This is a genomic window from Cryobacterium glaciale, assembly GCF_004402535.1.
GTDB lineage: Bacteria > Actinomycetota > Actinomycetes > Actinomycetales > Microbacteriaceae > Cryobacterium > Cryobacterium glaciale.
The window spans coordinates 187,969-211,096 of the sequence record NZ_SOEY01000002.1 but is presented as its reverse complement, the minus strand read 5'-3'; the positions used below and the strand labels follow the sequence as shown (position 1 = coordinate 211,096).

Below are 23,128 nucleotides of genomic sequence, written 5' to 3'. Positions count from 1 at the left end.
CGCGCACGACCTGCTAACCGTCGGGAGTGCCTGGGGCTCCGAGCTAGATGTGCCACAGCCCCTGGCGCTATGAGGTCTACCGAGGCCTCTGAGGCAACCGCTACCGACGTCGGCTCGATGCGCTTCATGGTCGGTGCCGTCTGTCAGAGTGGATTGTTCTAGTAGTGTTATAAACATGTTGTTCGTGGTGGATGCGGCTTTGACGGTGTCGCTGGCCGCGCAGATCGCCGTGCAGGTGCGTTCCGGGGTCGTGAACGGTGAACTGAAACCTGGCGACCGGCTGCCTCCTGCACGTGATCTGGCAAAGTCTTTGCGAGTGAACATGCACACGGTCTTGCGGGCATACGCGCAACTGCGGGACGACGGTGTGATTGAAATGCGTCAGGGGCGCGGGGCGTTCGTGCGCCAAGACGCTGGCGCCGGACTTATTCGCGTGACCGAGTTGGTGGCCGAATTGATGAATGAGGCGCGCAAGTTGGGGCTGACGCAGCCAGATATTTTGCGATTGATCCAGAGGGGTGGGGCTACATGAGTGACAAGAATATGAGGGCCGAGATAACCCGGAGAAGCCTGGCCGGGGCATCCTTGTGCGTGCCGGTGCTGGTGGTGATCATCTCGTGGTTGGCTTGGCGGGACGCGCTTCCGGCCGAGCTCGCCTCGCATTGGTCAGGTTCGGGACCAGCCGACGACGCGATGGCTGTTGGAACGTTGCTCGCCTTGAACCTCGCATTGAGCGGTGTGCCCGCCGTTGCCGGCGTCGCGGTAAGTTTTTGGCCAGGAATCAGCGCGCGGGCCAGGCGCGGAACCTACTTCTTTCTGGGTGTGTTTGGCGGGATGGGCGCCGTCACGTGGCTACTTTCGGCGGGTCTGACGATGCAGGTGGGCGACCCGTATGAGGTCGTACTGGGGCCGTGGGTCATCGTATCGATTGTCGCTGCAGGCTATGGGCTCATCCCGTTTGCAATCTCGCCCAAGCCCCGCGTCGAGGCGACGGACGTCGCGAGACGATTCGAATTCGCGCCCAGTGAGACGGGCGCGTGGTCCCAAACGATCACGGGAAACATGTTCGCTTGGGTGGCGATTGGACTGATCGTTCTCGGCTCCGTGATCTATGGACCGGCGGTCATCGACGGGCGAGTATCCGACCAGTTCTTCGGCATAGCGGTGATGAGTGCAGCGATTCTGCTGGTTGCATCGTTCATCCGCCTCCGAGTGACCGCCGATTGGCGCGGTCTGCGGGTGGTCTCGGCGATATTTCGAATTCCGTTGAAACGCATCCGTTTAGAAGCCATTGACATGATCGAGGCGGCGGAACTCCGCCCCACCGAGTGGGGCGGGTGGGGGTATCGAATCATGCCCGGACGATCCGCTGTCATTCTGAGGAAGGGGCCGGGGCTGATCGTGACCACAACGAATCAGAAGCAGTTTGCGATCACTCTCGATGATCCCGAAACGCCGGCAGCCCTCCTGGCCACTCTTCGAGACGGTAACTCCGCAGCGCCAGGAGACTCAAAGGAAGTCACGTCATGACGCAGGCGATCCACAGGAGAGTCTGACTCTCGTGCACGCGGGCTCCAGCGGCGGTAGTCGGGTTTTCCCTGAGTGCCCAGCTCGCCATCGAGCTGGCGGCCATGCGCCCGGACCTCGTCGACCTGGCGATGACGGACCAGAGATAATCGGTCGACGCAATTTGCGACCGTTTAAAGCCTGCCGTCGCGACCGAGGGGGTCGGGTTCGTCATAGCCCTCTTCAGTTCGGCCATCTACGACCTGACCAACTCGCGGGAACTGCTCCGGGTCGGTTAACCCCTGATTCGACAAAGCAATCCACTCACCAACCGGAGTGAGGCCGTGCGCGCTGCTGCGGGCGACCGGCGTTGCAGAATTCACCGCTATCGCCGCAATATTGGAACTGAGCGAGGCGACTCCGTCGAAGACCATCCGCAACCTGATCGAGCTGGACTACGTGGTGACCGTGAAGCAGGCATCGCCCGCACGAGCGGATGCCCGGCGGACGACGACCGCCGCCCTCACTCCGCGCGGGCACACGGCCATCGGCGGCCACCTGGCCGCGCTCCGCGAACTGTCAGGTGAAGCCCCGCGCAAACCGGTGCACTAGAGCAGGTCGTCACAGGCGGGCGGACGCGACTTCCGCGGTGTCGCGTGCTGGATCCGTGTCCGCGTATAGGCTGGAGTCTTGACACGGGGTGCCGCACATACTGTGCGTGCTGAGATCACTACCCGTTGAACCTGTCTAGTTAGTACTAGCGAAGGAATGTCACGGATGATCGATCGAACCCTGCTTGCCCTGCGGCAGATTCCCCGAATCCTCAGTATCGCGGGGACGGATCCGACCGGCGGTGCCGGCATTCAGGCCGACCTCAAGAGCATTGCGGCCAACGGCGGGTACGGCATGGCTGTGGTGAGTGCGTTGGTGGCGCAGAATACGCGCGGGGTGCGCTCGGTTCACATCCCGCCGATCGCTTTTCTGCGCGAGCAATTGAACGCCGTGAGTGACGATGTGACCATCGACGCCGTCAAGATCGGTATGCTGGCGCAGCTCGATGTGATCACCGAGGTGCGCGACTGGCTCTCCCGGTGCCGTCCGCCGCTGGTCGTACTCGACCCGGTCATGGTGGCCACGAGCGGCGACCGCCTGCTCGACCCGGCAGCCGAGCAGGCGCTGCGTGACCTGATTTTGCAGGTCGACCTGGTCACGCCCAACGTTCCCGAGCTGGCCATTTTGCTCGGTGAGCGGCCGGCGGCCAACTGGGCGGAGGCCCTCGAGCAGGGCAAAAGATTGTCGGACAGCACCGGCGCTACCGTTCTGGTCAAGGGCGGCCATCTCAACGAAACCAGCTGCCCGGATGCCCTGGTCAACACCAACGGGCGGCTTGCGCAGAGCGTGGTCGAGGTCGCCTTGCCACGTATCCGCACCACAAACACCCACGGCACCGGATGCTCCCTCTCCTCGGCGATGGCCACGGTGCAGGCCAGAACTGGTGATTGGGCGCAGTCCCTGGCCGAAGTGAAAGACTGGCTCCAGGACGCGCTGGCCCACGCCGACGAGCTTGGGGTCGGCCAGGGAAACGGCCCGATCCACCACTTTCATCGACTGTTCGCCGACTCGGCAGGCACGTCACCGATTCCCGCCGGTTCGGCGGCGTTCAGCTCGACACCGACCTTCAGCTCGACACTGTGGCGAGACGTCGAGCTGACTCGCCTGCAAATTTTCGACCTCCCGTTCATTACTGACCTCGGCAGCGGCACACTCGCCGAGGAAGATTTCTCCTATTATCTGGCCCAGGATGCGCTCTATCTCGGCACCTACGCGAGCGTGCTCGCGCGGGCCAGTGAGCTCGCGCCGACCGCGAGCGCGCAATGTTTTCTCGCCGATTCGGCAGCGCGATGCCGCGATGTCGAGCTGGAATTGCATCGAAGTTGGCTTGGGCAGCAACCGGAGCCCAGCGAAGCCGGCCCGGTGACGACGGGCTATCTGGAGCACCTGCTCGCAGCCGGCGCGGCCGGAAACTATGCGGTGCTTCTCGCCGCTCTGTTGCCCTGTTTCTGGCTGTATGCCAACGTCGGTGACCGCCTGCATGCCGCGTATTTGTCGCGCACCGAAACGGCCGCGCATCCCTATGCCGCCTGGCTGGAGACGTATTCCGATGAGGAATTCGCCGCGGCCACGAAGCAAGCTATCGCCCTCACCGACGACGTGGCAGCGACGGCGTCGAACGCGGAACGCGCGGCGATGCGTCAGGCGTTTGCGACCTCGGCTCGGTTTGAACTCGACTTCTTCGATGCCCCTCGGCAGTTAGTGCGGGCGTGAGATGAACGCGGTGACCACCCGGGTGCGACTAGCCGAGCGGCGGGAGGCTGGCGAGCAGCCGCCTCGCGGCATCCGTCGGGTCGTCGGCGTCGGTGATCGCGCGCACCACCACTACCCGGGTAGCTCCGGCGTCGACCACCTGATCGATGGTGTGAAGGTCGATGCCTCCGATCGCAAACCACGGGCGCACGCTGCCAGCTGCTGCGCTCTGCTCGGCCGCATAGCGCAGCAGGCCGGTTCCAACCGCTGCCCGACCGGGTTTCGTGGGCGTTGCCCAGACCGGGCCGACGCAAAAATAGTCGAGACGGTCGGCGACAAGGGCGGCATCCACTTGTTCGGTGGTGTGGGTGGACAACCCGATGCGGGCGGCGTCGCCGAGCAGACTGCGTGCTGCGGGCAACGGCAGATCCGTCTGGCCGACGTGAAAAACCGGCGCGCCAGCGAGAACGGCGATATCCGCGCGGTCGTTGACCGCCCAGAGCCGTGCTTGCTTGTCGGCGACCGAACGCAGAATCTCGAGATAGTCGAGCTCCTCGGCGGCATCGATGCTCTTGTCGCGCAGTTGGATGATGTCGACCCCGCCGGAGTACGCCGCCGTCACGAAGTCGGCGAAATCGCCGCGGCTCTTGCGGGCATTGGTGCAGAGATACAGCCGGGCGGTGATCGGGTCCATGCGACCAACCCTAAAGGGCTTCGGCCCAGCCTCGGTGCACGCGATGAGTGAGCGGCGCTCACACCGGTCGGTCGACGTAGCCGTCATCGGCGGCGGCGTGATCGGGCTCGGCATCGCCTGGGCGGTAGCGCAGTCCGGACGCACGGTGGTCGTCATCGACCCGGATCCGGCTGGTGGTGCCACCTTTGCTGCGGCCGGAATGCTCGCCGCGGTCAGCGAACTGCACTACCAGGAAGAGGCGCTGCTCGAGCTCATGCTCGCCTCCTCGACGCTGTACCCCGCCTTCATCGACTCGCTCGGACCCGATAGCGACGCGACCGGATACCAGCGCACGAGAACCCTGAACGTCGGTGCCGACGAGGCCGACCGGCAGGCGCTCGCCGACCTGCGCGGCGTGCAGCTAGCCAACGGACTGGGCGTCGAGCCAATCACCATTCGCGAAGCCCGGGTGCTCGAACCGCTGCTCAGTCCCCAGATCTCGAGCGCCTTTGTGGTGGGGCAAGACCACCAGGTCGACCCGCGCCGGCTCACCGCGCGCATCCTGTTGGAGCTCGCGCACCACGGCCACGACGCCGTCATTCGCGTGCAGGCCAGCGGGTTGCTGCATTCAGCGGATGCCTCCTCCCGCGTCACTGGCGTCGCCCTTTTCGATGGTTCCACGGTCACAGCCACCGACGTGGTCGTGGCCAATGGGCTCGGAGCGGCCGCGCTGGACGGGTTGCCAGAGCATCTGAAGCTTCCGCTTCGCCCGGTTTACGGGGATATTCTGCGGCTGCGGGTGCCCGAGCCCCTGCAGCCACTGCTCACCTGCACGGTTCGCGGACTGGTGCACGGTGTGCCGGTGTATCTGGTTCCGCGCACCGACGGAACGCTCGTGATCGGAGCCACGCAGCGCGAAGACGGCTCGGGCGTGGTGTCGGCCGGCGGCGTTTATCAGCTCTTGCGGGACGCCCAGGTGCTGGTGCCGGCGGTGAGCGAGCTCGAACTGATCGAAACGACCGCCCGCGCCAGGCCGGGAACTCCCGACAACGCGCCGCTCCTCGGTCGCGTCGATTCGGGCACGGACGGCGACATTCCAGGCCTCATCATCGCCACCGGATTCTTTCGCCACGGCGTACTGCTCACCCCGGTCGCCGCCGAGCACTGTCTCCAGCTCATCGAGGGAATCGCCGACGATCGGTGGAGGGCCTTTCGGCCGGACCGATTTTCCAGCCGCGCTCCCGCATCCGCTTTGTTGAAAGGAGGTCACTCGTGACCGTAACCATCGCCGTGAACGGCCAGGAACGACCTGTTCAACCGGGCAGCACTGTGACCGACCTCGTAGCCGAGATCACCGGCCGGGCGATCGCGACCGATGGCCGTGCAGCCGACGGAAGCCGCGTCGGAGTAGCCGTGGCCCGCAACGCCGCAGTCGTTCCCCGCAGCCTGTGGTGGTCGACGGGGCTGGCGCCGGGCGATGAGATTGAAATTGTGACCGCGGTGCAGGGAGGATGACCGTGCCTACGACCCCGGATAGCCTCGTGATCGACGGCGTCGAACTAACCTCCCGCCTGATCATGGGCACCGGGGGAGCCCCGAGCCTCGATGGCCTCTGGGCTGCCCTGCGTGCCTCCGGAACCGAACTGACCACCGTCGCGATGCGGCGCCACAGCGTGGCGACCACCGGCTCGCTCTTCGAGCTGCTGCTGCAGAATTCCATCCGCGTGCTGCCGAACACGGCCGGCTGTTTCACCGCTCGTGACGCCGTACTGACCGCCGAGCTCGCTCGGGAGGCCCTCGAAACCGACTGGATCAAGCTCGAGGTCATCGCCGACGAGCAGACCCTGCTGCCCGACGCGGTCGAACTGGTCGAGGCCACCGAACAGCTCGTCGCGCGGGGCTTCACGGTATTCGCGTATACGAATGACGACCCCGTGCTTGCACTGCGGCTCGAACACCTGGGCGCTGCGGTCGTGATGCCGCTCGGGGCACCGATCGGCACGGGTCTCGGCATTCTCAATCCGCACAATATCGAGCTGATCGTGGCCCGGGCCGGGGTTCCTGTGGTGCTGGACGCCGGAATCGGCACCGCCTCGGATGCCGCCCTCGCGATGGAGCTGGGCTGCGATGCCGTGCTGCTGGCCACCGCGGTGACGCGCGCACAAAACCCGGTACTCATGGCCGACGCCTTCAAGCACGCCGTGATCGCGGGCCGCCGTGCCGCCCAGGCCGGCCGCATCCCGCGGCGTGAGCTCGCTCTGGCGTCATCGACTATGGCCGGGCGGCCCGACCTGTGAAGCGGATGCTCGCGCCGCTCGTCCAACCCGGCGCGGAGCTCACTGCGGCCGAACGCGAACGGTATTCGCGGCACATTCTCCTTCCTGAAATCGGCGCGCTCAACCAGCGCAGGCTGAAAAATGCACGCGTGCTCGTGATCGGCGCCGGCGGTCTCGGCTCGCCGGTGCTGCTCTACCTCGCGGCCGCCGGGGTGGGCACGCTCGGCATCGTCGACCACGACACGGTGGATCTCAGCAACCTGCAGCGCCAAATCATCCATGGAACCTCGGGAATCGGACGATCAAAACTGGAATCCGCGGCGGCGGCGGTCGTCGAGCTGAATCCGCTCGTCTCGGTGCACCAACACGATGTCTGGCTGTCGGCCGAGAATGCTCTCGACCTGTTCGCGCAGTATGACCTGATCGTTGACGGCGCCGATACCTTTGCCACACGCTATCTGGTGAGTGATGCCGCCGCGCTGCTGGACAAACCGTGTGTCTGGGGATCCATTCTGCGCTTCGACGGTCAGGTCAGCGTGTTCTGGAACCGGCACGGTCCCACCTACCGCGACCTGTATCCGGAGGCCCCGCCGGCCGGCTCGGTGCCGAGCTGCAACGAGGGTGGCGTGTTCGGAATGCTGTGCGGAACGATCGGCGCCACGATGGTGGCAGAAGCCGTGAAACTGATCACCGGGGTGGGCCGCACGTTGCTCGGCCGGGTCGTGCTGTTCAACGCGCTCGACGCGACCTGGCGCGAATTCAGCATCGCGCGCGACCCCGCCGCACCAGCGGTCACCGAGCTGATCGACTACGACCTGTTTTGCGGCACATCGATCACGGATGCGATTTCCGTGCAACAGCTAGCCGCCCTGCTCGAGGCGCGGGCGCGGGGCGAGCTCGATTTCGACCTCGTCGATGTTCGCGAACCCGAGGAGTACGACATCGTGCACATCAATGGCGCGCAGCTCGTGCCGCAAGGCGGCATCCTCTCGGGGGAGGTCGTTCTCGCCTGCGACCGTGACATTGTCGTGCACTGTAAGGCGGGCCCGCGCTCGGCGGCCGTGCTCGCCGAGCTGCAACGTCGCGGTTACGAGCACGTGCATCAGGTGGCGGGCGGCATTCTGGCCTGGGTGAAGGAGATTGAGCCCACGCTTTCGACGTACTAAACCGCGCAGTGATGACACGGAAGTAGATGCCGCACGCGGCATCTACTTCCGGCCCCCACAAGGGGGTAGTATCGCTGCAATCGGGATCTTCCCGCGCATCAAATGAAAGGTCGGACTATGAACCCGTTACTCATCATTGTGGCCGTTGTTGCGGTGGTGCTGCTCATTACCGGAGGTCTGGTGCAGTCGCTTCAATTCCTGCTCTGGGTCGGTATCGTGCTCGCGATCATCGCGGTGATCATGTTCCTGATGCGGTCGATGTCAGGACGCAAGAGCGTCTAGCACTGCATGGTTCCAGAACAGCCGGCACGAGGAGAATGGACTCCTCGTGCCGGCTGCTTTCTGTTCTGGTCGAGCGCGGTTGTCGCCGCACCGGCCACGAGCCGGGTCTAGCCTTGTGAGTGCCGACCGAGCTCATGCCTCGCGGCTTCGAAGAGAGTGGACCATGCCGGAACTCAATGCCCCCGCCCGTGTCGTCGTCGTCGGTGACGCCCTGATTGACGTACTGCGTGACTCGGAGGCGAGCCGGGAATTCGCCGGCGGCGCCGCCCTCAACGTGGCCGTTGGCCTGGCCGTGCTCGGGGTCCCGACGGCCCTGATCGCCATGGTCGGCGACGACTCCGACGGCGCGGTCCTTCGCGCTTTCCTCGACCAGTACGGGGTGGAGCTCATCGCGACCGCCGGCCCGCTCGGGTCGTCGCGGGCGGTGTCCGACCGCACCGACGGAGAGCCCCGCTATTTCTTCAACGACGCCGCGAAAGCGCGCCGCATCGAGTTCGGTGCGGCCGAGCGCGCGGCTCTCGAGGCTGCCGAGCTCGTCGTCGTGAGCTGTTTTCCGTTCGACGACACCGCGCAGACCGAAGCCTTCGCCGCCTGCGTCTCCGACCCGGATCGTCGCCTCGTGATCGACCCCAACCCGCGAGCTGGCATGCTGCATGACGGGCCGCGGTTCGTGCGAAACTTCGAAGCGCTCGCCGCGCGCAGCCTGCTCGTCAAGGTGGGCGATGAAGACGCCGATCTGCTGTACGACAGCACGCTCGATGAGCTGCGGGAACGGCTCGTCGACGCGGGCGCCAACACAGTGCTGGCGACAGCCGGGCGCCTGGGCGCCTCGGTATCGTTCGCGAACAATGGGCTGATCAGCGTGCCGATCGCTGAGCTCGACGGCCCGATCATCGACACGATGGGTGCCGGGGACGCGACGCTGGCGGCATCCGTTTGCACGATCGTGAACGACGGGGTGCCGCAGGATACCGCCGCCTGGCAGGCCCTGCTGGGCGACGCCATGCTCACCGCCGCCGCTACCTGCCGGCAGGAGGGTGCGCTGCTCCGCCGGCCGTAGAGCGGATGTCCGCGGCGGCTTAAGTCTCGGGCTCGGCCGCCGCGTCGGTCAGCTTCAGGCGCGAACGGATGGCGTCGCGAGCCTGCTGCGCGGCGCGGCGCACCTCCTTGTCGGAGTCGCGCAGGCGCACCTCGATCGTGGCGATATTGGCTTCGGTGCCCTGGTCGGCGAGGGCGTGCAGCGCGGCGGAACGCACGCGCGGGTGCTCGTCGGTGGTGAGGCGCACGAGCTTGGGCACGACCTGCAGACCGCGCAGCAGCACGACCTTCGCGCACATTTCGCGGACGCGCCAGGCCTGGTTGTTCAGGCCGACGACGATGTACGGAGCGGCCTGCTCGCCCCAGACGTGCAGCAGCGCGCGGGCGCCCCACAGCTCGGGCCAGTACAGCGCGGGAGCACCCTCGAGAATGCCGAGCGCGTGGCGTCCGCCGGCGTAGAGCAGAAAGTCTTTGCCGGCGTTCTTGGCACGCAGCAGGGCCACGGAATTGTCGATGACGACGTTCTCGCCGTAGTGCGCGACGGCGGCGCGAATGCGCTCTTCGGTCGGCAGGTCGATCGGAAGGTCGGGGTGCGGAATCAATTTGTTTTGCATAGCCCTCTAACGCTACCTCCCCGCAGGCACCGGAGCCATCGAAACCGCTCGCAGACCGTGATCTCGGACGGGTAATAGGGCGCAACAGAGCCGTGGGGGATTTGGCTGGCCGTCGCCCGGTCGACAGACTGGAGCCGTTGCGGTAAATGGGTACCGCGCCTCGACCAGGCCGGGTGCCCAGTGATCTCCGTCAAACATGTCTTCAAGACCTTCGGGTCCGGCGCCGCCGCCACGACCGCCCTCGACGATGTCAGCCTCGAGGTGGCCCGCGGCGAGATCTTTGGCGTGATCGGCCAGAGCGGTGCCGGTAAGAGCACCCTCATTCGCGTGATCAACCTGCTGGAACGTCCGAGCAGCGGCACGGTCACCGTCGACGGCGAGGAACTCACTCGCCTCTCGCCTGACCAGCTGCGCCTGGCCCGCCGCAAGATCGGCATGGTCTTTCAACACTTCAACCTGCTCGCCGGGCGCACGGCACAGGGCAACGTCGAGTTGGGCCTGGAAATCGTCGGGGTCAGCGGTGCCGAACGCCGTCGACGCTCGCTCGAGATCCTCGACCTGGTCGGACTCGCCGACAAGGCCGGCGCCTACCCGGCCGAACTCTCCGGCGGTCAGAAGCAACGCGTCGGCATTGCTCGGGCGCTCGCCGGCAACCCCAAAATTCTGCTCTCCGACGAGGCCACGAGTGCCCTCGACCCCGAGACCACGCGCTCCATCCTCGACCTCGTGAAAACGATCAACGTGCAGCTCGGCCTGACCGTGCTGCTCATCACGCACGAAATGGATGTCGTCAAACGGGTCTGCGACTCGGCCGCCATGCTCGAGAACGGTCGCATCCTCGAGCAGGGTTCGATCGTGTCGCTCCTCTCGACGCCCGGCTCCCGGCTGGTCCACGAACTGTTCCCGCTCGGCGAGATCGCCCCGCACCCCGGCAACACCGTGATCGAGATCACCTTCAGCGGCGGCTCGGCCGACCGGCCGGTGATCGCCCAACTGGCCCGCACCTACGGTCTCGATGTGAGCATTCTCGGCGCCGCCGTCGAGACCATCGGCGGCAACCAGGCCGGCCGCACCCGCCTCGAGCTGCCTGGCACACCGCTCGCCAACGCCGCCCCGATCGCCGACCTGCGCGGGCAGGGACTGCTCGTCGAAATCGTCGGCGACGGCGCCGTCGTGGAAGGATCCCGCGCATGATCGACCCCGCCGCTCCCGGCTTCTGGCCCGGACTGTTCCAAGTGCTGCTCGTCGGCACCGGTGAGACCCTCTATATGGTCGGCGTCGCCGTGCTGTTCACCGTTCTGGTGGGACTGCCGCTCGGCGTCCTGCTGGTCGGAACCGAACGCGGCGGACTGTTCGAGGCCCCGTTCGGATATAGGCCGCTCGGCCGGGTCATCAACCGGGTACTCGAATTCATCGTCAACCTCGGCCGTTCGGTGCCGTTCATCATTCTGATGGTGGCGCTGATCCCGTTCACCCGGCTCGTCGTCGGCACCTTTATCGGGTCGACCGCCGCCATCGTGCCGCTCGCCGTCGTGGCCATCCCGTTCTTCGCCCGCATGGTCGAGATCGCCATCAAGGAGGTCGATTCCGGCCTTATCGAAGCGGCGGAATCGCTCGGGGCGACCCGCTGGCAGATCGTGGCCAAGGTGCTGGTGCCTGAGTCGCTCTCCACGCTGATTCTCGGCTTGTCCACCACGGTGACCTCGATCATCAACTTTTCCGCCATGGTCGGAACGGTCGCCGGTGGCGGGCTCGGCCAGGTTGCCATCCAGTACGGCTACCAGCGTTACAGCACCATTCACATGGTTGCCGTCATCATTCTCATCTTCATCATCGTCATGATGCTGCAGGGGCTCGCAACGTGGCTGGCTCGTCGTTTCTCTCACCGCACCCGACCGGCCCGCAGTCGCGTGGCCGTTCCCCCAGCCATCTAGTCCGTCCCAACACGAAAAGAGACACCTTGAAGCTCACCACCCGTGCCGGCCGCCTCGCCGGCGTCGCCCTCGCCGCATCCGCTCTGCTGGGCCTGTCGGCCTGCGCCGCCGACGTGCCGGCCGCCACCGACACCGATGCTGCGAGCCTCGGCACGATCAATGTCGGCGCGCTCGCCACGCCGGCCGGTGACATCATCAAGTTCGTGCAGGACAACCTCGCCGACGATGCCGGACTCGAGATCGTCTATAAGGACTTCACCGACTACACGACGCCGAACGTGGCCCTGACCGACGGCTCGATCGATGCGAACCTGTTCCAGCACGCCACGTTCCTCGACACCTTCAACACCTCCACCGGCGGCGACCTGGTCAGCCTCGGCGCGATCTACCTGCCGAGCGCCGCGTTCTACAGCGACAAGGTGACGAGCGTCGACGACCTCGAGGACGGTGCTCGCATCGCGATCCCGAACGACCCGTCGAACGAAGGGCGCGCGCTCGAGATGCTCGCCGCCGAGGGCCTCATCGAGGTGGCCGCTTCGCCGACCACGCTCGCCGACGTGACCGCCAACCCGCGCGACTTCGAGTTCGTCGAAATCGAGAATGCCACCCTGCCGCAGGCCGTCGCCGATGTGGACGCCGCCTTCGTCACGATCTCCTTCGCCCTGCCGGCCGGACTCAGCGCCGACGATGCGATCCTGATCGAGGGCACCGACAGCCCGTACTCGAACGTGCTCGCCACGACGCCGGAGCTCGAGAACGACCCGCGAGTGGTGAAGCTGCTCGAACTGCTGCTCTCGGCCGAGACCCAGCAGTACATGACCGACACCTGGGGCGGCCTGGTCATTCCGACCAAGTAGCCCTGTTCAAGCGGATGCCCGGCCACACCGTGTGGGCGGGCATCCGCTGGTTAATGGGTGAGGTCCAGCTCGAAGCCGGAGGCGTGCTCGTAGATTCCGTAGTTGCCGATGTCGGTGAAACCGAGGCTGCGGTAGAGGGCGAGCGCTTCGGGCTGGGCGTAACCGGTTTCCAGACGCATCCGCTCGTAGCCGAGGCCGCGGGCGAGGGATTCCAGTTCGCGCAGAATCGTGCGGGCGTGGCCCTGACGGCGATAGCCGGGGTTGGTCCACATGCGCTTGACCTCGGCGGTCGTGGCGTTGAACTGGTGCAGGCCGCCGCCGGCGACCGTCGTGTCGCCGTCGACGAGAACGAGAAAGCCGCCGTGGGGCGGATCGAACTCGGTCCCGTCCACGTCGTGCACGGAATCGCCCGTGCCGTAGCGGATCTCATATTCGCGGTGCAGGTCGAGCAGAAGAGGGGCTACCTCGGGGTCACCGAGGCGCACGGATACACATTTCACGGTTACCAGTGTGCGCCTTGTCACGGCCTGTTCCTGACCGCCGTGAGGAACCACTCTGAGTAGACTCGACGGGTGTCAGTGAACCCAGAGTTGCAGGGGCGGGTCTTTCCGCCGGTCGCACCGTATCTCGTCGGCCGTGAAAAGGTGCGCGAATTCTCCCGCGCCGTGTTCGCGACCAACCCGATCAACCACGATCCCGAAGCGGCCCGCGCGGCCGGCCACGCCGACGTCGTCGCCCCGCCCACGTTCGCCGTGGTCGTGCAGGAAGCCACGCTGGCCCAACTGCTCGCCGAACCCGACGGTGGCATCGACTTCACCCGGGTTGTGCACGGCGACCAGCGTTTCAGCTATACCCGCCCGATCGTGGCCGGCGATGAACTCACGGCGACCCTCGCGGTGACGAGCATCAAGACCCTCGGCGGCCACTCGATGCTGACCGCCGAGTCCACGATCGTCGACAGGGCCGGCGCCCACGTCGTGACCGCCATCTCCACCCTCGTCGTCAGGGGAGACGAATGACCCCCACCTCACCTATTAGATCAGTGGCAGACCTCACCCTCGGCAGCGTCGTCGCCGAGGCGAGTTTCTCATTGACGCGCGATTCCCTCGTGCGCTATGCCGGGGCATCCGGCGATTTCAACCCCATTCACTACCGCGATGACGTGGCGCAGTCGGTGGGACTGTCGGGCGTACTGGCCCACGGAATGCTGACCATGGGCCTGGCCGTGCAGCCCGTCGTCGACTGGGCCGGCGACCCGGCCAGGGTTATCGACTTTCAGGTGCGATTCACCCGCCCGGTCTTCGTCGACGCTACAGTCGGCGCCGTCGTGATGGTCGTCGCCAAGGTCGGCGCTCTCGAGCCGGAAACCGGAATCGCGCGCATCGACCTGACCGTGACCTTCAACGGCGCGACCGTTCTCGGCAAGGCGCAGGCGCGCGTCAACCTGGCCTGAAGCATGATTAAACCCGTGCCGCTCAGCACCCTCACGACCTTTCGCGTCGGCGGGCCACCCGCCGCCCGGGTGGCGCCGGTCACCGAGCAGGACCTCATAAACGAAACCCTCGTGGTCTGGGGTCTCGAAGAGAACTGGCTGCTGCTCGGCGGCGGCTCCAACACCGTTGTCGCCGATGAGGGCTTCGACGGCATCGTGATCCAGGTGGTGACCCGCGGCATCGAGGTGCTCGCTGTCGGCCGCGACACCACCAGCGAAGCGGATGCGGCCCCCACCGCCGACATTGAATCGGAAGCCAGGGTGCGCCTGCGCGTGCAGGCCGGCGAACCGTGGGACGATCTCGTCGCCTACGCGGTGGATCACGGCTGGGCCGGCATCGAGGCGCTGTCGGGCATTCCCGGATCGTGCGGCGCCGCGCCCGTGCAGAACATCGGAGCCTACGGCCAGGAACTCTCCGACAGCCTCGTCGCGCTCGACTTTCTCTCCTACGAGACCGGGGAAGTCGAACGGCGCGAGCGCGCCGACCTCGACCTCGGCTACCGCACCTCGGCGCTCAAGCAGGGCCTGCGGGGGGTCGTGCTCGCGATCGAACTGGAGCTGCACGATACCGCGGCGGAGGCATCCGTTTTGGGGAGCACCCTCGGCCAGCCGCTGAAATACGCCCAACTCGCCGGCGCGCTCGGCGTGCAGCTCGGCGACCGGGTGCCGCTGCAGACGGTGCGGGCGACCGTGCTCGGCCTGCGCGCCGGTAAGGGCATGGTGCTCGATCCGAACGATCCAGACACCTTCAGCGCCGGCTCATTCTTCACCAACCCGATCGTGACCGAAACCTTTGCGCGCTCACTGCCAGCGGATGCGCCGCGCTGGCCCCTCGAGGACGAGCCGGCCGATCGAGTCATTCCCCTCGAGGAATATGGGGGAGTCGGGCCCATTCCGGGCGAGGACCCGGTGCGCCTGGTCAAGCTCAGCGCTGCCTGGCTGATCGAGCATTCCGGCGTCCGTCGCGGATTTCGGCTGCCGGGGTCGAAGGCGGCCGTGTCGAGCAAGCACACCCTCGCACTGACCAATACGGGCGGGGCGACGGCTGCCGAGGTGGCTGAACTGGCCCGGTACGTGCTCGGCCGGGTGCAGGCCGAGTTCGGCGTGAACCTGCAACCCGAGCCGGTGCTGGTGGGACTGACGCTGTAGCCGGTCGTTGCCCCCGGCCGCCGGGCAGCGGTCAGTCCGCGCGGCGCGCGGTAGCGGCGATGCCGGCCACGACGAGGCCGAGCCCGACCGCGATCACCCCGCCGAGCAGCCAGAGCGTGGGATCCGGCGGCACGGGCAGCAGCGTGAAGACCACCATGTAGGTGGCGAAGGCGAGCAGCAGGATGCCCCACAGGATCGTGCCGAAGCGCGGACGCAGCTGTGACGCCGCCGGAGGCGCGGTGGCGGTGGTCGGCGCGTCGGTGCTCGGTGCGAAGAAGCTCGGCGTCTCGACGGTCTCCCGCGGGGGGAGGGGCGACTCCGGGTACGGCACGGTCGGGTGTGCCGACAGATTCTCGGTGGCGGTCGCGTCACTCGTTTGACTGCTCGCGGGGAAATCTTCGGTGGGTGCGTCGGCGCCGGTGTTGTTCTGCGGTGTGGTCATGAGGGGTCCTAGTCGTTGGAGGGATCGAGCATGACGACGCCGGCGAGGGTCCAGATGCGCACGAGCGGGCCGTCGCTGCGGCTGCTCGCGTTGAAGGTGCGCTGGTCGAAGGCGAACACGCCGGTCTGCTCGCCGTTTTCGGCGGCATCGGCGCGTCCGGAATACTCGACGCCGCCGACCAGGGCGCGCGATTCGATGCGCACCGGGGCATCCGTCGGCAGCTGGATGTCGGTGGCACCGACGAGGAGCCAGACATCAATGACGCTGTTTTCGTCGAGCCCTGGGTTGTCGAAATCGCTCAGGTCGAGGGTCGTGTTGCCCACGATCATGGCATAGCTGGAGACCGGGTCAGCCGTGGCGGAATTGGCGCTGGGCGACCAGACGGTGTTGCCGACAAGCGAGAATTGGGTGCCCTGCGGAAACACCCCAAGCACGACGAGGGTGGCCGCGGCCAGAAAAGCGAAACCGCCCATGGAGCCGTCGGTGCGTCCGCGGATTCCGGCGATGACGATGCCGACCGCGAGCACTCCGAGGGCGAACGCCACGCCGAGAATGACCGCGTCCTGCGACCAGACGCCGTTCGAATTCACGCCCGCAGCCACCGCGCCGGTGGCCAGGGCCAGTCCGAGCACGATCGCGCTGAAGCCCGCGCCGGGGCGGCGGGCCCGCACCCGGGCACGGTGGGCAGCCTGCCGGGCCCGGTTCTGTTCCTGCCAGAGGCGATTCTGCTCCGAGCGGATACTTCGGGCCGAGTCCGCTGCGTACGGCGCGTAGGGGTTGGCGGGCGGATAGGTTGAGGGGGCGGCGTGGGTGGCGGTCTGTGGGGTGGTCGTGGTCGTACCAGCGGCCGCGAACGCCAGGGTCGGCGCGGTCGGCGCGGAGGTGTCCGCGGCGGTGTCGCGCGTGCTGTCGGTGCTGTTTCTCGTGGTCGTCGCTGAGTCGGCCGCGGCGCCGGCCGCTGAGGCGCTCGTCGCGGGGGTCTCGGGTGGCGTGCTGGGGGCATCCGCCTGTGGGTGGTTGGCAAACGGTCGCGGGTCGTAGACACTGCCGGGACCGAACGGGCCGGCCGGGGGAGCGAAGGGGCCGAACCCTGGGCCAGCACCGGGTGCCGGGCGCGGCTTCTTCGCGCGACGCACCAGATAGACGACCAGCCAGACGATGCCGGCGGTGACGGCCAGGCCCCAGCCGAGCGAGAAGATGCCGTCGAGCCAGTCGGGGAAGGCCCAGAAACCGGTGGGGCCGTTCCACCAGAAACCGCGGAACAGCGGAACGACGGTGAACAGGAGCAGCGCGCCGATCGCGATCATGGCCGGCTCGAAGCGGCCGCGGATGGCATCTTCGGCGTAGATCCGGCCGGCGCCGCGCGGCAGCAGGGCCCAACCGACGGCGTACGCGAAGACAACGGGACCGCCGAGGATGGCGATCACGACGGCGATGCCGCGCACGATGAGGGGGTCCAGTCCGGTGCGGGCGGCGATACCGCCGCAGACGCCGGCGATCCAGCGGTCGCCATCGCGGCTCAGGCCGCTGCCGCGAATCCAGTCGAAGAACCGGGTGATTTGGTCGGGGTGCGGTGTCTGGGCCCTCGGTGTGTCGGTCATGATCCGAGTCTGACAGTGCGCCGAGAGCGCTGCCATGGGGGATGACCCTGATTGAACCCTGATTGATCACGGCGATACCTCCACTGGAGGTGGGGCGTGCTTGGATGAACACGTGAGAACCGAACGGATGACTCGGCCCCGCCTCCGCCTCGTCGGCGGGGTGTGTGCGGGCTTCGCCGAGCACACCGGTGTCTCATTGCCCACGGTGCGCCTAGTCACGGTGGTGCTGAGCTTCTGCGGCGGTTTCGGCGCTCTGCTCTACGCCTGGCTGTGGGCGACGATTCCTTCGGGTGGGGCAATGGCCGACCCGCTGCCCAAGTCGAGCCTGGGCCGGTCGAGGGGCTTTTCGTTCGCCGGGCCCCACGAGGCTCCGGTAGTTGCCACTGCCCTGTCGGTCGATGACGACACGACCAGCCGGGCAGCCACCTCGTCTCCGAGAGCGGATGCCGACTCCGCGCGAGCCGCGCCCGTCACCGAGATCCTGCTCGGGCTCGCCGTGCTGGCTGCCGGTGGCGCCCTCGTGGCGAGCCGCCTCGGCGCCGATATTCCGCTCGCCGTTGTGGTGCCCGCCATCGTCGTGCTGGCCGGAACCGCGCTCGCCTGGCGCCAGTTCGCCGACATTCGCAGCGGCGCGGCGCAGCAATCCTCGGCGTTGCTCGTGCGCATTCTGGGTGCCCTCGTGCTGGTGGCCGTTGGCATTCTGCTGTTTTTCGTGACCGGCACCAACCCGAACGCGTGGACGGTCATTGTGGCGGCGGCATCCGTTTTGCTCGGTGTCGCCGTGGTGACGGCGCCCTGGCTGCTGCGGCTGTGGAGCGACCTCGCCGACGAGCGGGCAGCCCGCGCCCGAGAGGCGGAACGAGCCGACATCGCCGCGCACCTGCACGATTCGGTGCTGCAGACCCTCGCGCTCATCCAACAGAAGGCCGGGCCGCACAGCGATGCCGCCCGGCTCGCCCGGGCGCAGGAACGCGAACTTCGCGAGTGGCTGTTCACCGGAACCCGGGGCGGCAGCACCGAACCGGCGACCGACCTGGCCACAGCGCTCCGCCGCATCGCCGGGGAGATCGAAGAAGACTTTGCGGTGCACTTCGAGGTCGTGGCGGTCGGCGCGGAGGTGGGCGTGCGCTCGACGGCCAGCCCGGAGTCGAACCCGGGCAGTGCCGATGCCCCGGAATCGCTCGTCGCTGCCGCCCGCGAGGCGATGCTCAATGCTGCCCGGCATGCCGGCGGTGCGGTCTCGGTCTACCTCGAAACCGGCGCACGCGGCATCGAACTGAGCGTGACCGATCGTGGCCCGGGCTTTCGGCTCGACCAGATTCCCGAAGACCGACTCGGCGTGCGCGAATCCATCCTCGGGCGCATGCATCGGGCCGGCGGTTCTGCCTCCGTGCGACCCGGTCCGGGCGGGGCCGGCACCGAAATTCTGCTGACCTTGCCGGCAGCGGCGTACACCGACCCGGGTGCCGGCGCGGTCCCCGTCACCCCGGTCACCACGACCCACCCGGTGCCCGATACGCACCACACCGAAACGAGCGTGCGATGACCATTCCCGAAGCGAACGGTCAGGGCGACAGCGCCCGTGCCGCCGCCGCGCCCGCGCCCGCCACCGCACAGCCTGAAGCATCCGCTGGACTGCGCGTGCTGATCGTCGACGACCACTCCATCTTTCGCTCGGGGCTGCGCGCCGAACTCGACGCCGATCTCACCGTGCTCGGTGAGGCCGCCACGGTCGACGCGGCCATCATCTCGGTGATCGACCTGCAGCCGCGCGTCGTGCTGCTCGACGTGCACCTGCCCGGCGGGCGGGGCGGGGGCGGCGCCGAGGTCATTCGCGAGGCAGCGTCGCGCGCACCGCACACGCTGTTCCTGGCACTCAGCGTCTCCGACGCCGCCGACGACGTGGTGAGCGTCATTCGGGCCGGCGCCCGCGGCTATATCACCAAGAGCGCTTCCGGCGCTGAGGTCTCCGACGCCGCCCGCCGGGTCGCCGACGGTGACGCGGTGTTCTCGCCGCGACTGGCCGGATTCGTGCTCGACGCTTTCGGCGCCGTCGCCGGCGAGACCGCCGAGACGACCGAGGAGCTCGACCGGCTCTCCGCCCGCGAAACCGAGGTGATGCGCCTCATCGCCCGCGGCTACAGCTACAAAGAGGTCGCGAGCACCCTGTTCATTGCCGCGAAAACCGTCGAAACCCATGTGTCGGCCGTGCTGCGCAAGCTGCAGCTGTCTTCACGGCACGAGCTGACCGCTTGGGCGCTCGAGCGCAAGCTGCTCTAGCAACCGTCGGCAGCACGACTCTCAGGCGTCGCGGCGAATCCACCGAAAAGTCACCCGGCTGACGACGAGGCCGACCACCAGCCACATCCCCAGGGCGCCGGCCACCCAGACCAGGTCCCAGGAACCAGTCTGTTCGGCGCCTGCGAAACTCTCCGGCAGAAAGACCGAACGCATTCCCTGAGCCATCCACTTGAGCGGAAAAATGCTGGCCAGGTTCTGCATCCACTCGGGCAGCTGCGTGAATTGCAGGTAGACACCCGAGATGAACTGCAGCACGAGTACGACCGGAATGACGACCGCCGTGGCACTCTTGCCCGACCGAGGAACCGACGCGAGCGCAATGCCGAGGAAAGCGCTCGTGATCACGCCGAATAGGAAAACCCACGCGAAGGTCGCCCACTTCTCGGGCTCGGTCGGAAGCGCGATGTCGAGCAGGAATCGCGCCACGAGCAACAGCAGTCCGGCCTGCAGAATCGCGGTGACGAACACCTGGCCGATCTTGCCCAGAAAATAGCTCAGCGGTGACAGCGGCGTACCGCCGAGTCGTTTGAGGGTCCCGTCGCTCTTCTCTCCGGCGATGTCGACCGCGAGGTTCTGCACGCCGGAGAGCAACATGCCGGCGGCGAGCATGCCCGGCAGATAGTAGGCGCCAACGCTGACGCCACCAGATCCGTCGGGGTTCGCGCCGATATTGCCCGAAGCGCTGAACGCGGCGGTGAAGATTCCGAGCATGATGAAGGGAAAGAAGAACGTGAAGAACAGGGTGTCAGGCGAGCGAAAGTACAGCCGGGTTTCGTAGCCGATCCGTGACAGCCCGAGCTCGAACGTGCCCGGAGCCTTCTTCTGAGGGCGCGTGCCCGTGGTCGTAGCGGTCATGCTCGTACGTCCTTGTCGGTCAATGCGGCATCGGGGGTAGTTGCCTCGCCGGTGTGGCGGTGTCGGCTCGTTTTGCCTGCGGCAGCCACCTCGACCTCATGCCCGCGAACGAGCGACAAGTACACGTCTTCGAGGCTCGGTCGAATCACCTCGAGGTCCTCGGGTTCGGCGCCGTTCAAACGCAGGGCGAGGTCGGCCACGACCCGTGCGGGATGGGTCGTTCGCTCTTCACGCACCGTTCCGTTGTCGTCGCGCCAGCGCACGCGCGGAACGCGGGCATCCGCTCCACCGATTTCGTCGATCAAGCCGATATCGATGAGCCGGCCACCGGCGATGATGCCGGCGCGGTCGCCGAGTTGTGCGGCCTCATCGAGGTAGTGGGTGGTCAGCAGGATGGTCGTGCCTTCCTCCTTGAGAGAGCGGATGAGATCCCAGAACTGATGCCGGGCCTCGGGGTCGAAGCCCGTGGTCGGTTCGTCCAGGAACAACAACTCGGGGCGTCCGATGATGCCGAGGGCGACATCCACTCGACGACGCTGCCCGCCGGAGAGCTTGCTGATGCGGGTGGTCGCCTTTTCGCGCAGGCCCGCCGCGTCAATGACCTCGTCGACGTTGCGGGGGTTGGGATAGAACCCGGCGAAATGACGCAGCTGCTCGGTCACGGTGACATTGCCGCTCTCACCGCTGGTTTGCAGCACGATGCCGAGGCGCGCCTTCCATTCGAGGCCGCCGCGATGCGGATCGACACCGAGCACGCTGACCTCGCCGCCGGTGCGGTCGCGGTAGCCCTCGAGGATCTCGATCGTCGTACTCTTGCCGGCGCCGTTCGGGCCGAGCAGGGCGAAGGTCTCACCGGCCGCGATGGAGAAGCTCACGCCGCGCACCGCTTCGACGCTGCCGTAGGACTTGTGCAGGTCGCGCACCTGCACGACCGGGGGAATGGATATCATAAGACCAGACTCCCACTCCGGCGCGCCGGGCGCCACGGGCCCTTAGACCTCCCCGATCCACCGACCGACGGATGCCGCCTCCCGCGCCGACCCGAAGGAACTAGGCGAACAGGCGCTGGAGGCGCTGCACTCCCTCGAGCAGGGAGTCGTCACCGAGGGCGTAGGAGAGGCGCAGGAATCCACTCGGTCCGAAGGCCTCTCCCGGCACCGCGGCCACTTCGGCCTGATCGAGGATGAGGTCGGCCAGTTCGAGCGAGGTCGTCGGGGTTACTCCGCCCCAGGTGCGACCGAGCAGGCCAGTCACGTCGGGGTAGACGTAGAAGGCCCCCTGCGGGGTGGGTGTCACGACGCCGGGAATCTTGTTGAGCTCGGCGACGATGAGCTTGCGGCGGCGGTCGAAGGCCACCCGCATGGCCTCGGCGGCGTCCTGGGGGCCATTTAGCGCGGCGATTCCGGCCCGCTGGGAGATGTTGGACACGTTCGACGAGAGGTGTGACTGCAAGTTGGCCGCCGCCTTGATGGCGTCGGCGGGGCCGACCATCCAGCCGAGGCGCCAGCCGGTCATGGCGTAGGTCTTGGCCACGCCGTTAACCAGGATGGTGCGATCGGCCAGCGCCGGAACGGCCTCGACGATCGAGACCGCCTTTCTATTCGCTTGCCCTGAGCCTGTCGAAGGGTCGTAGGTGAGGTTCTGGTAGATCTCGTCGGAGATGACCCACAGGCCGTTGTCTTCGGCCCACTGGCCAATGGCCCGGGTCTGTTCCGGCGAGTAGACGGCGCCGGTGGGGTTGGACGGTGAGACGAACAACAACACCTTGCTGCGCGGGGTGCGTGCGGCTTCAAGCTGTTCGACGGTCACGAGGTAGCCTTGGTCGCTGCCGGCGAAGACATCGACCTGCACGCCGCCGGCGAGGCGAATGGCCTCGGGGTACGTGGTCCAGTACGGGGTCGGTACGATGACCTCATCGCCGGGATCGAGCAGGGTCGCGAAGGCCTGGTAGACGGCCTGCTTACCGCCGTTGGTGACGACGACCTGGCTCGGCGACACCGCGAGCCCGCTGTCGCGGAGCGTTTTGGCGACGATGGCCTCGCGCAGCTCGGGCAGACCGGCCGCTGGGGTGTAGCGATAGTTTTTGGGGTCGCGCACCGCGAGCAGCGCGGCCTCCACGATGTGTTCGGGCGTCTGAAAATCGGGTTCCCCCGCAGCGAAGCTGATCACCGGCCGTCCGGCCGCCTGCAGCGCCTTAGCCTTGCCGTCGACCTTGAGGGTCGCCGACTCAGCAATAGAGCCGATTCGAGTAGAGATTCGCTTGAGTTCGTGAGGCACAGGTCGAGCTTAGCTACCCGACCCGCGCACGCGGTGGAAGTCGAAGACGATCCTGTGCCAAACCGACGAACGATCCTGTGCCACACTAAAAAACGACGCGACATGGGTCGGGTGGCCGGCGCCAGATCGTCTCAGCTTTACAGTGGCCGGTCCGTGACCTAGACTAGTTCACGGTAGTTGAATTCTGCCATGCTTTTTTGCGCCTTTTTCCAAGTGTTCTCACCTGGGCGAAAGCGTTATCGGCGTGGCGGGTTTGCTTCCATAGGGTGGTGGCTCAATTGGTAGAGCAGCGGTCTCCAAAACCGCAGGTTGCAGGTTCGAGTCCTGTCCGCCCTGCACATCGGTAGAATTCTACCGACCA

26 protein-coding genes, 1 tRNA gene and 1 riboswitch are annotated in these 23,128 nt (G+C 66.8%); of the genes, 19 read left to right on the top strand and 8 right to left on the bottom strand.

Annotation, left to right across the window (positions count from 1 at the left end; translation table 11 throughout):
• Positions 1-175 precede the first annotated feature (175 nt).
• The 4 genes from E3O06_RS01230 (at position 176) to E3O06_RS01210 (ending at position 3,831) form a co-directional block, all read left to right on the top strand.
• Positions 176-532, top strand: a complete 357-nt coding sequence (locus E3O06_RS01230; protein ID WP_134501203.1) for a GntR family transcriptional regulator — start codon at positions 176-178, stop codon at positions 530-532.
• The gene (locus tag E3O06_RS01225; protein WP_134501202.1) at positions 529-1,530 is read left to right on the top strand and encodes a hypothetical protein; all 1,002 of its coding nucleotides are present in this window, start codon (positions 529-531) and stop codon (positions 1,528-1,530) included. Before E3O06_RS01230 ends, E3O06_RS01225 begins: the two co-directional genes overlap by 4 nt.
• A 312-nt stretch (positions 1,531-1,842) precedes the next feature.
• A complete protein-coding gene (locus E3O06_RS01215) occupies positions 1,843-2,118 on the top strand; it encodes a transcriptional regulator (RefSeq protein ID WP_241979789.1) in 276 nt (91 codons plus the stop codon).
• A 74-nt stretch (positions 2,119-2,192) separates the two neighbouring features.
• A riboswitch (TPP riboswitch) is annotated at positions 2,193-2,292 on the top strand.
• The gene (locus E3O06_RS01210; protein ID WP_134501200.1) at positions 2,284-3,831 is read left to right on the top strand and encodes a bifunctional hydroxymethylpyrimidine kinase/phosphomethylpyrimidine kinase; all 1,548 of its coding nucleotides are present in this window, start codon (positions 2,284-2,286) and stop codon (positions 3,829-3,831) included. (Overlaps the previous riboswitch by 9 nt.)
• Before the next feature lie 28 nt (positions 3,832-3,859).
• On the opposite strand, the gene thiE is transcribed toward E3O06_RS01210, so the two are convergent.
• Positions 3,860-4,504 carry a thiamine phosphate synthase gene (gene thiE, locus E3O06_RS01205; protein WP_134501199.1) on the bottom strand — a complete coding sequence of 215 codons (645 nt, stop codon included), beginning with the start codon at positions 4,502-4,504 and terminating at the stop codon, positions 3,860-3,862.
• A 43-nt stretch (positions 4,505-4,547) separates the two neighbouring features.
• On the opposite strand from thiE, the gene thiO reads away from it, so the two are divergent.
• From thiO to E3O06_RS01180, 6 genes are all read left to right on the top strand, one after another.
• Complete coding sequence (gene thiO / locus E3O06_RS01200) at positions 4,548-5,759, top strand: glycine oxidase ThiO (RefSeq protein WP_134501198.1); 1,212 nt, start codon at positions 4,548-4,550, stop codon at positions 5,757-5,759.
• Positions 5,756-5,998 carry a sulfur carrier protein ThiS gene (gene thiS / locus E3O06_RS01195; protein ID WP_240607216.1) on the top strand — a complete coding sequence of 81 codons (243 nt, stop codon included), beginning with the start codon at positions 5,756-5,758 and terminating at the stop codon, positions 5,996-5,998. Before thiO ends, thiS begins: the two co-directional genes overlap by 4 nt.
• Positions 5,995-6,780: a thiazole synthase gene (locus tag E3O06_RS01190; protein ID WP_105035375.1), complete on the top strand. Its 786-nt coding sequence runs from the start codon at positions 5,995-5,997 to the stop codon at positions 6,778-6,780. Before thiS ends, E3O06_RS01190 begins: the two co-directional genes overlap by 4 nt.
• Positions 6,781-6,785: 5 nt before the next feature.
• Entirely contained in the window at positions 6,786-7,925 is a 1,140-nt protein-coding gene (gene moeB / locus E3O06_RS01185; protein ID WP_134501238.1) for a molybdopterin-synthase adenylyltransferase MoeB, read from the top strand.
• A 117-nt stretch (positions 7,926-8,042) separates the two neighbouring features.
• Positions 8,043-8,207, top strand: coding sequence for a hypothetical protein (locus E3O06_RS17370; RefSeq protein ID WP_166787763.1), 165 nt, complete (start codon positions 8,043-8,045; stop codon positions 8,205-8,207).
• 163 nt (positions 8,208-8,370) lie between these two features.
• Positions 8,371-9,267: a PfkB family carbohydrate kinase gene (locus E3O06_RS01180; protein ID WP_134501197.1), complete on the top strand. Its 897-nt coding sequence runs from the start codon at positions 8,371-8,373 to the stop codon at positions 9,265-9,267.
• Between the two features lie 19 nt (positions 9,268-9,286).
• Here E3O06_RS01180 and E3O06_RS01175 read toward each other — a convergent pair whose 3' ends face one another.
• Entirely contained in the window at positions 9,287-9,859 is a 573-nt protein-coding gene (locus E3O06_RS01175) for a HEAT repeat domain-containing protein (protein WP_134501196.1), read from the bottom strand.
• A gap of 180 nt (positions 9,860-10,039) precedes the next feature.
• Between E3O06_RS01175 and E3O06_RS01170 the strand changes: the two genes are divergently transcribed.
• From E3O06_RS01170 to E3O06_RS01160, 3 genes are read left to right on the top strand one after another with little or no spacing between them, the layout of a single operon-like run.
• Complete coding sequence (locus E3O06_RS01170) at positions 10,040-11,053, top strand: methionine ABC transporter ATP-binding protein (protein WP_134501195.1); 1,014 nt, start codon at positions 10,040-10,042, stop codon at positions 11,051-11,053.
• Positions 11,050-11,793 (top strand): methionine ABC transporter permease, encoded by a 744-nt coding sequence (locus E3O06_RS01165; protein WP_134501194.1) that lies wholly within the window; start codon positions 11,050-11,052, stop codon positions 11,791-11,793. The genes E3O06_RS01170 and E3O06_RS01165 overlap by 4 nt, the downstream gene beginning before the upstream one ends.
• Positions 11,794-11,819: 26 nt before the next feature.
• The gene (locus E3O06_RS01160) at positions 11,820-12,650 is read left to right on the top strand and encodes a MetQ/NlpA family ABC transporter substrate-binding protein (protein WP_134501193.1); all 831 of its coding nucleotides are present in this window, start codon (positions 11,820-11,822) and stop codon (positions 12,648-12,650) included.
• 50 nt (positions 12,651-12,700) lie between these two features.
• On the opposite strand, the gene E3O06_RS01155 is transcribed toward E3O06_RS01160, so the two are convergent.
• On the bottom strand, positions 12,701-13,150 hold the full coding sequence (locus E3O06_RS01155; RefSeq protein WP_166788051.1) for a GNAT family N-acetyltransferase: 450 nt from the start codon (positions 13,148-13,150) through the stop codon (positions 12,701-12,703).
• A gap of 72 nt (positions 13,151-13,222) precedes the next feature.
• Between E3O06_RS01155 and E3O06_RS01150 the strand changes: the two genes are divergently transcribed.
• Genes E3O06_RS01150 through E3O06_RS01140 form a run of 3 tightly spaced genes read left to right on the top strand, consistent with a single transcriptional unit; the run spans position 13,223 to position 15,291 of the window.
• The gene (locus E3O06_RS01150; RefSeq protein ID WP_134501191.1) at positions 13,223-13,669 is read left to right on the top strand and encodes an FAS1-like dehydratase domain-containing protein; all 447 of its coding nucleotides are present in this window, start codon (positions 13,223-13,225) and stop codon (positions 13,667-13,669) included.
• The gene (locus E3O06_RS01145) at positions 13,666-14,103 is read left to right on the top strand and encodes a MaoC family dehydratase (protein ID WP_134501190.1); all 438 of its coding nucleotides are present in this window, start codon (positions 13,666-13,668) and stop codon (positions 14,101-14,103) included. The genes E3O06_RS01150 and E3O06_RS01145 overlap by 4 nt, the downstream gene beginning before the upstream one ends.
• Positions 14,104-14,106: 3 nt before the next feature.
• Positions 14,107-15,291 carry a UDP-N-acetylmuramate dehydrogenase gene (locus E3O06_RS01140; protein ID WP_134501189.1) on the top strand — a complete coding sequence of 395 codons (1,185 nt, stop codon included), beginning with the start codon at positions 14,107-14,109 and terminating at the stop codon, positions 15,289-15,291.
• 31 nt (positions 15,292-15,322) lie between these two features.
• Here the strand turns inward: E3O06_RS01140 and E3O06_RS01135 are convergent, their stop codons facing one another.
• Positions 15,323-15,733 carry a hypothetical protein gene (locus tag E3O06_RS01135; RefSeq protein ID WP_134501188.1) on the bottom strand — a complete coding sequence of 137 codons (411 nt, stop codon included), beginning with the start codon at positions 15,731-15,733 and terminating at the stop codon, positions 15,323-15,325.
• A gap of 8 nt (positions 15,734-15,741) precedes the next feature.
• Entirely contained in the window at positions 15,742-17,334 is a 1,593-nt protein-coding gene (locus tag E3O06_RS01130) for a PspC domain-containing protein (protein WP_166788050.1), read from the bottom strand.
• A gap of 127 nt (positions 17,335-17,461) precedes the next feature.
• Here E3O06_RS01130 and E3O06_RS01125 point away from each other — a divergent pair, with 127 nt between their 5' ends.
• Positions 17,462-18,880 (top strand): ATP-binding protein, encoded by a 1,419-nt coding sequence (locus tag E3O06_RS01125; RefSeq protein WP_241979788.1) that lies wholly within the window; start codon positions 17,462-17,464, stop codon positions 18,878-18,880.
• Positions 18,881-18,882: 2 nt separating this feature from the next.
• Entirely contained in the window at positions 18,883-19,614 is a 732-nt protein-coding gene (locus tag E3O06_RS01120; RefSeq protein ID WP_420898856.1) for a LuxR C-terminal-related transcriptional regulator, read from the top strand.
• Positions 19,615-19,635: 21 nt separating this feature from the next.
• Here E3O06_RS01120 and E3O06_RS01115 read toward each other — a convergent pair whose 3' ends face one another.
• The 3 genes from E3O06_RS01115 to E3O06_RS01105 form a co-directional block, all read right to left on the bottom strand.
• A complete protein-coding gene (locus tag E3O06_RS01115) occupies positions 19,636-20,490 on the bottom strand; it encodes an ABC transporter permease (RefSeq protein ID WP_134501184.1) in 855 nt (284 codons plus the stop codon).
• Positions 20,487-21,440 carry an ABC transporter ATP-binding protein gene (locus E3O06_RS01110; protein WP_134501183.1) on the bottom strand — a complete coding sequence of 318 codons (954 nt, stop codon included), beginning with the start codon at positions 21,438-21,440 and terminating at the stop codon, positions 20,487-20,489. The genes E3O06_RS01115 and E3O06_RS01110 overlap by 4 nt, the downstream gene beginning before the upstream one ends.
• 100 nt (positions 21,441-21,540) lie before the next feature.
• A complete protein-coding gene (locus E3O06_RS01105) occupies positions 21,541-22,767 on the bottom strand; it encodes a pyridoxal phosphate-dependent aminotransferase (RefSeq protein ID WP_134501182.1) in 1,227 nt (408 codons plus the stop codon).
• Positions 22,768-23,030: 263 nt separating this feature from the next.
• Between E3O06_RS01105 and E3O06_RS01100 the strand changes: the two genes are divergently transcribed.
• Positions 23,031-23,103 (top strand) — tRNA-Trp (locus E3O06_RS01100).
• Positions 23,104-23,128 lie beyond the last annotated feature (25 nt).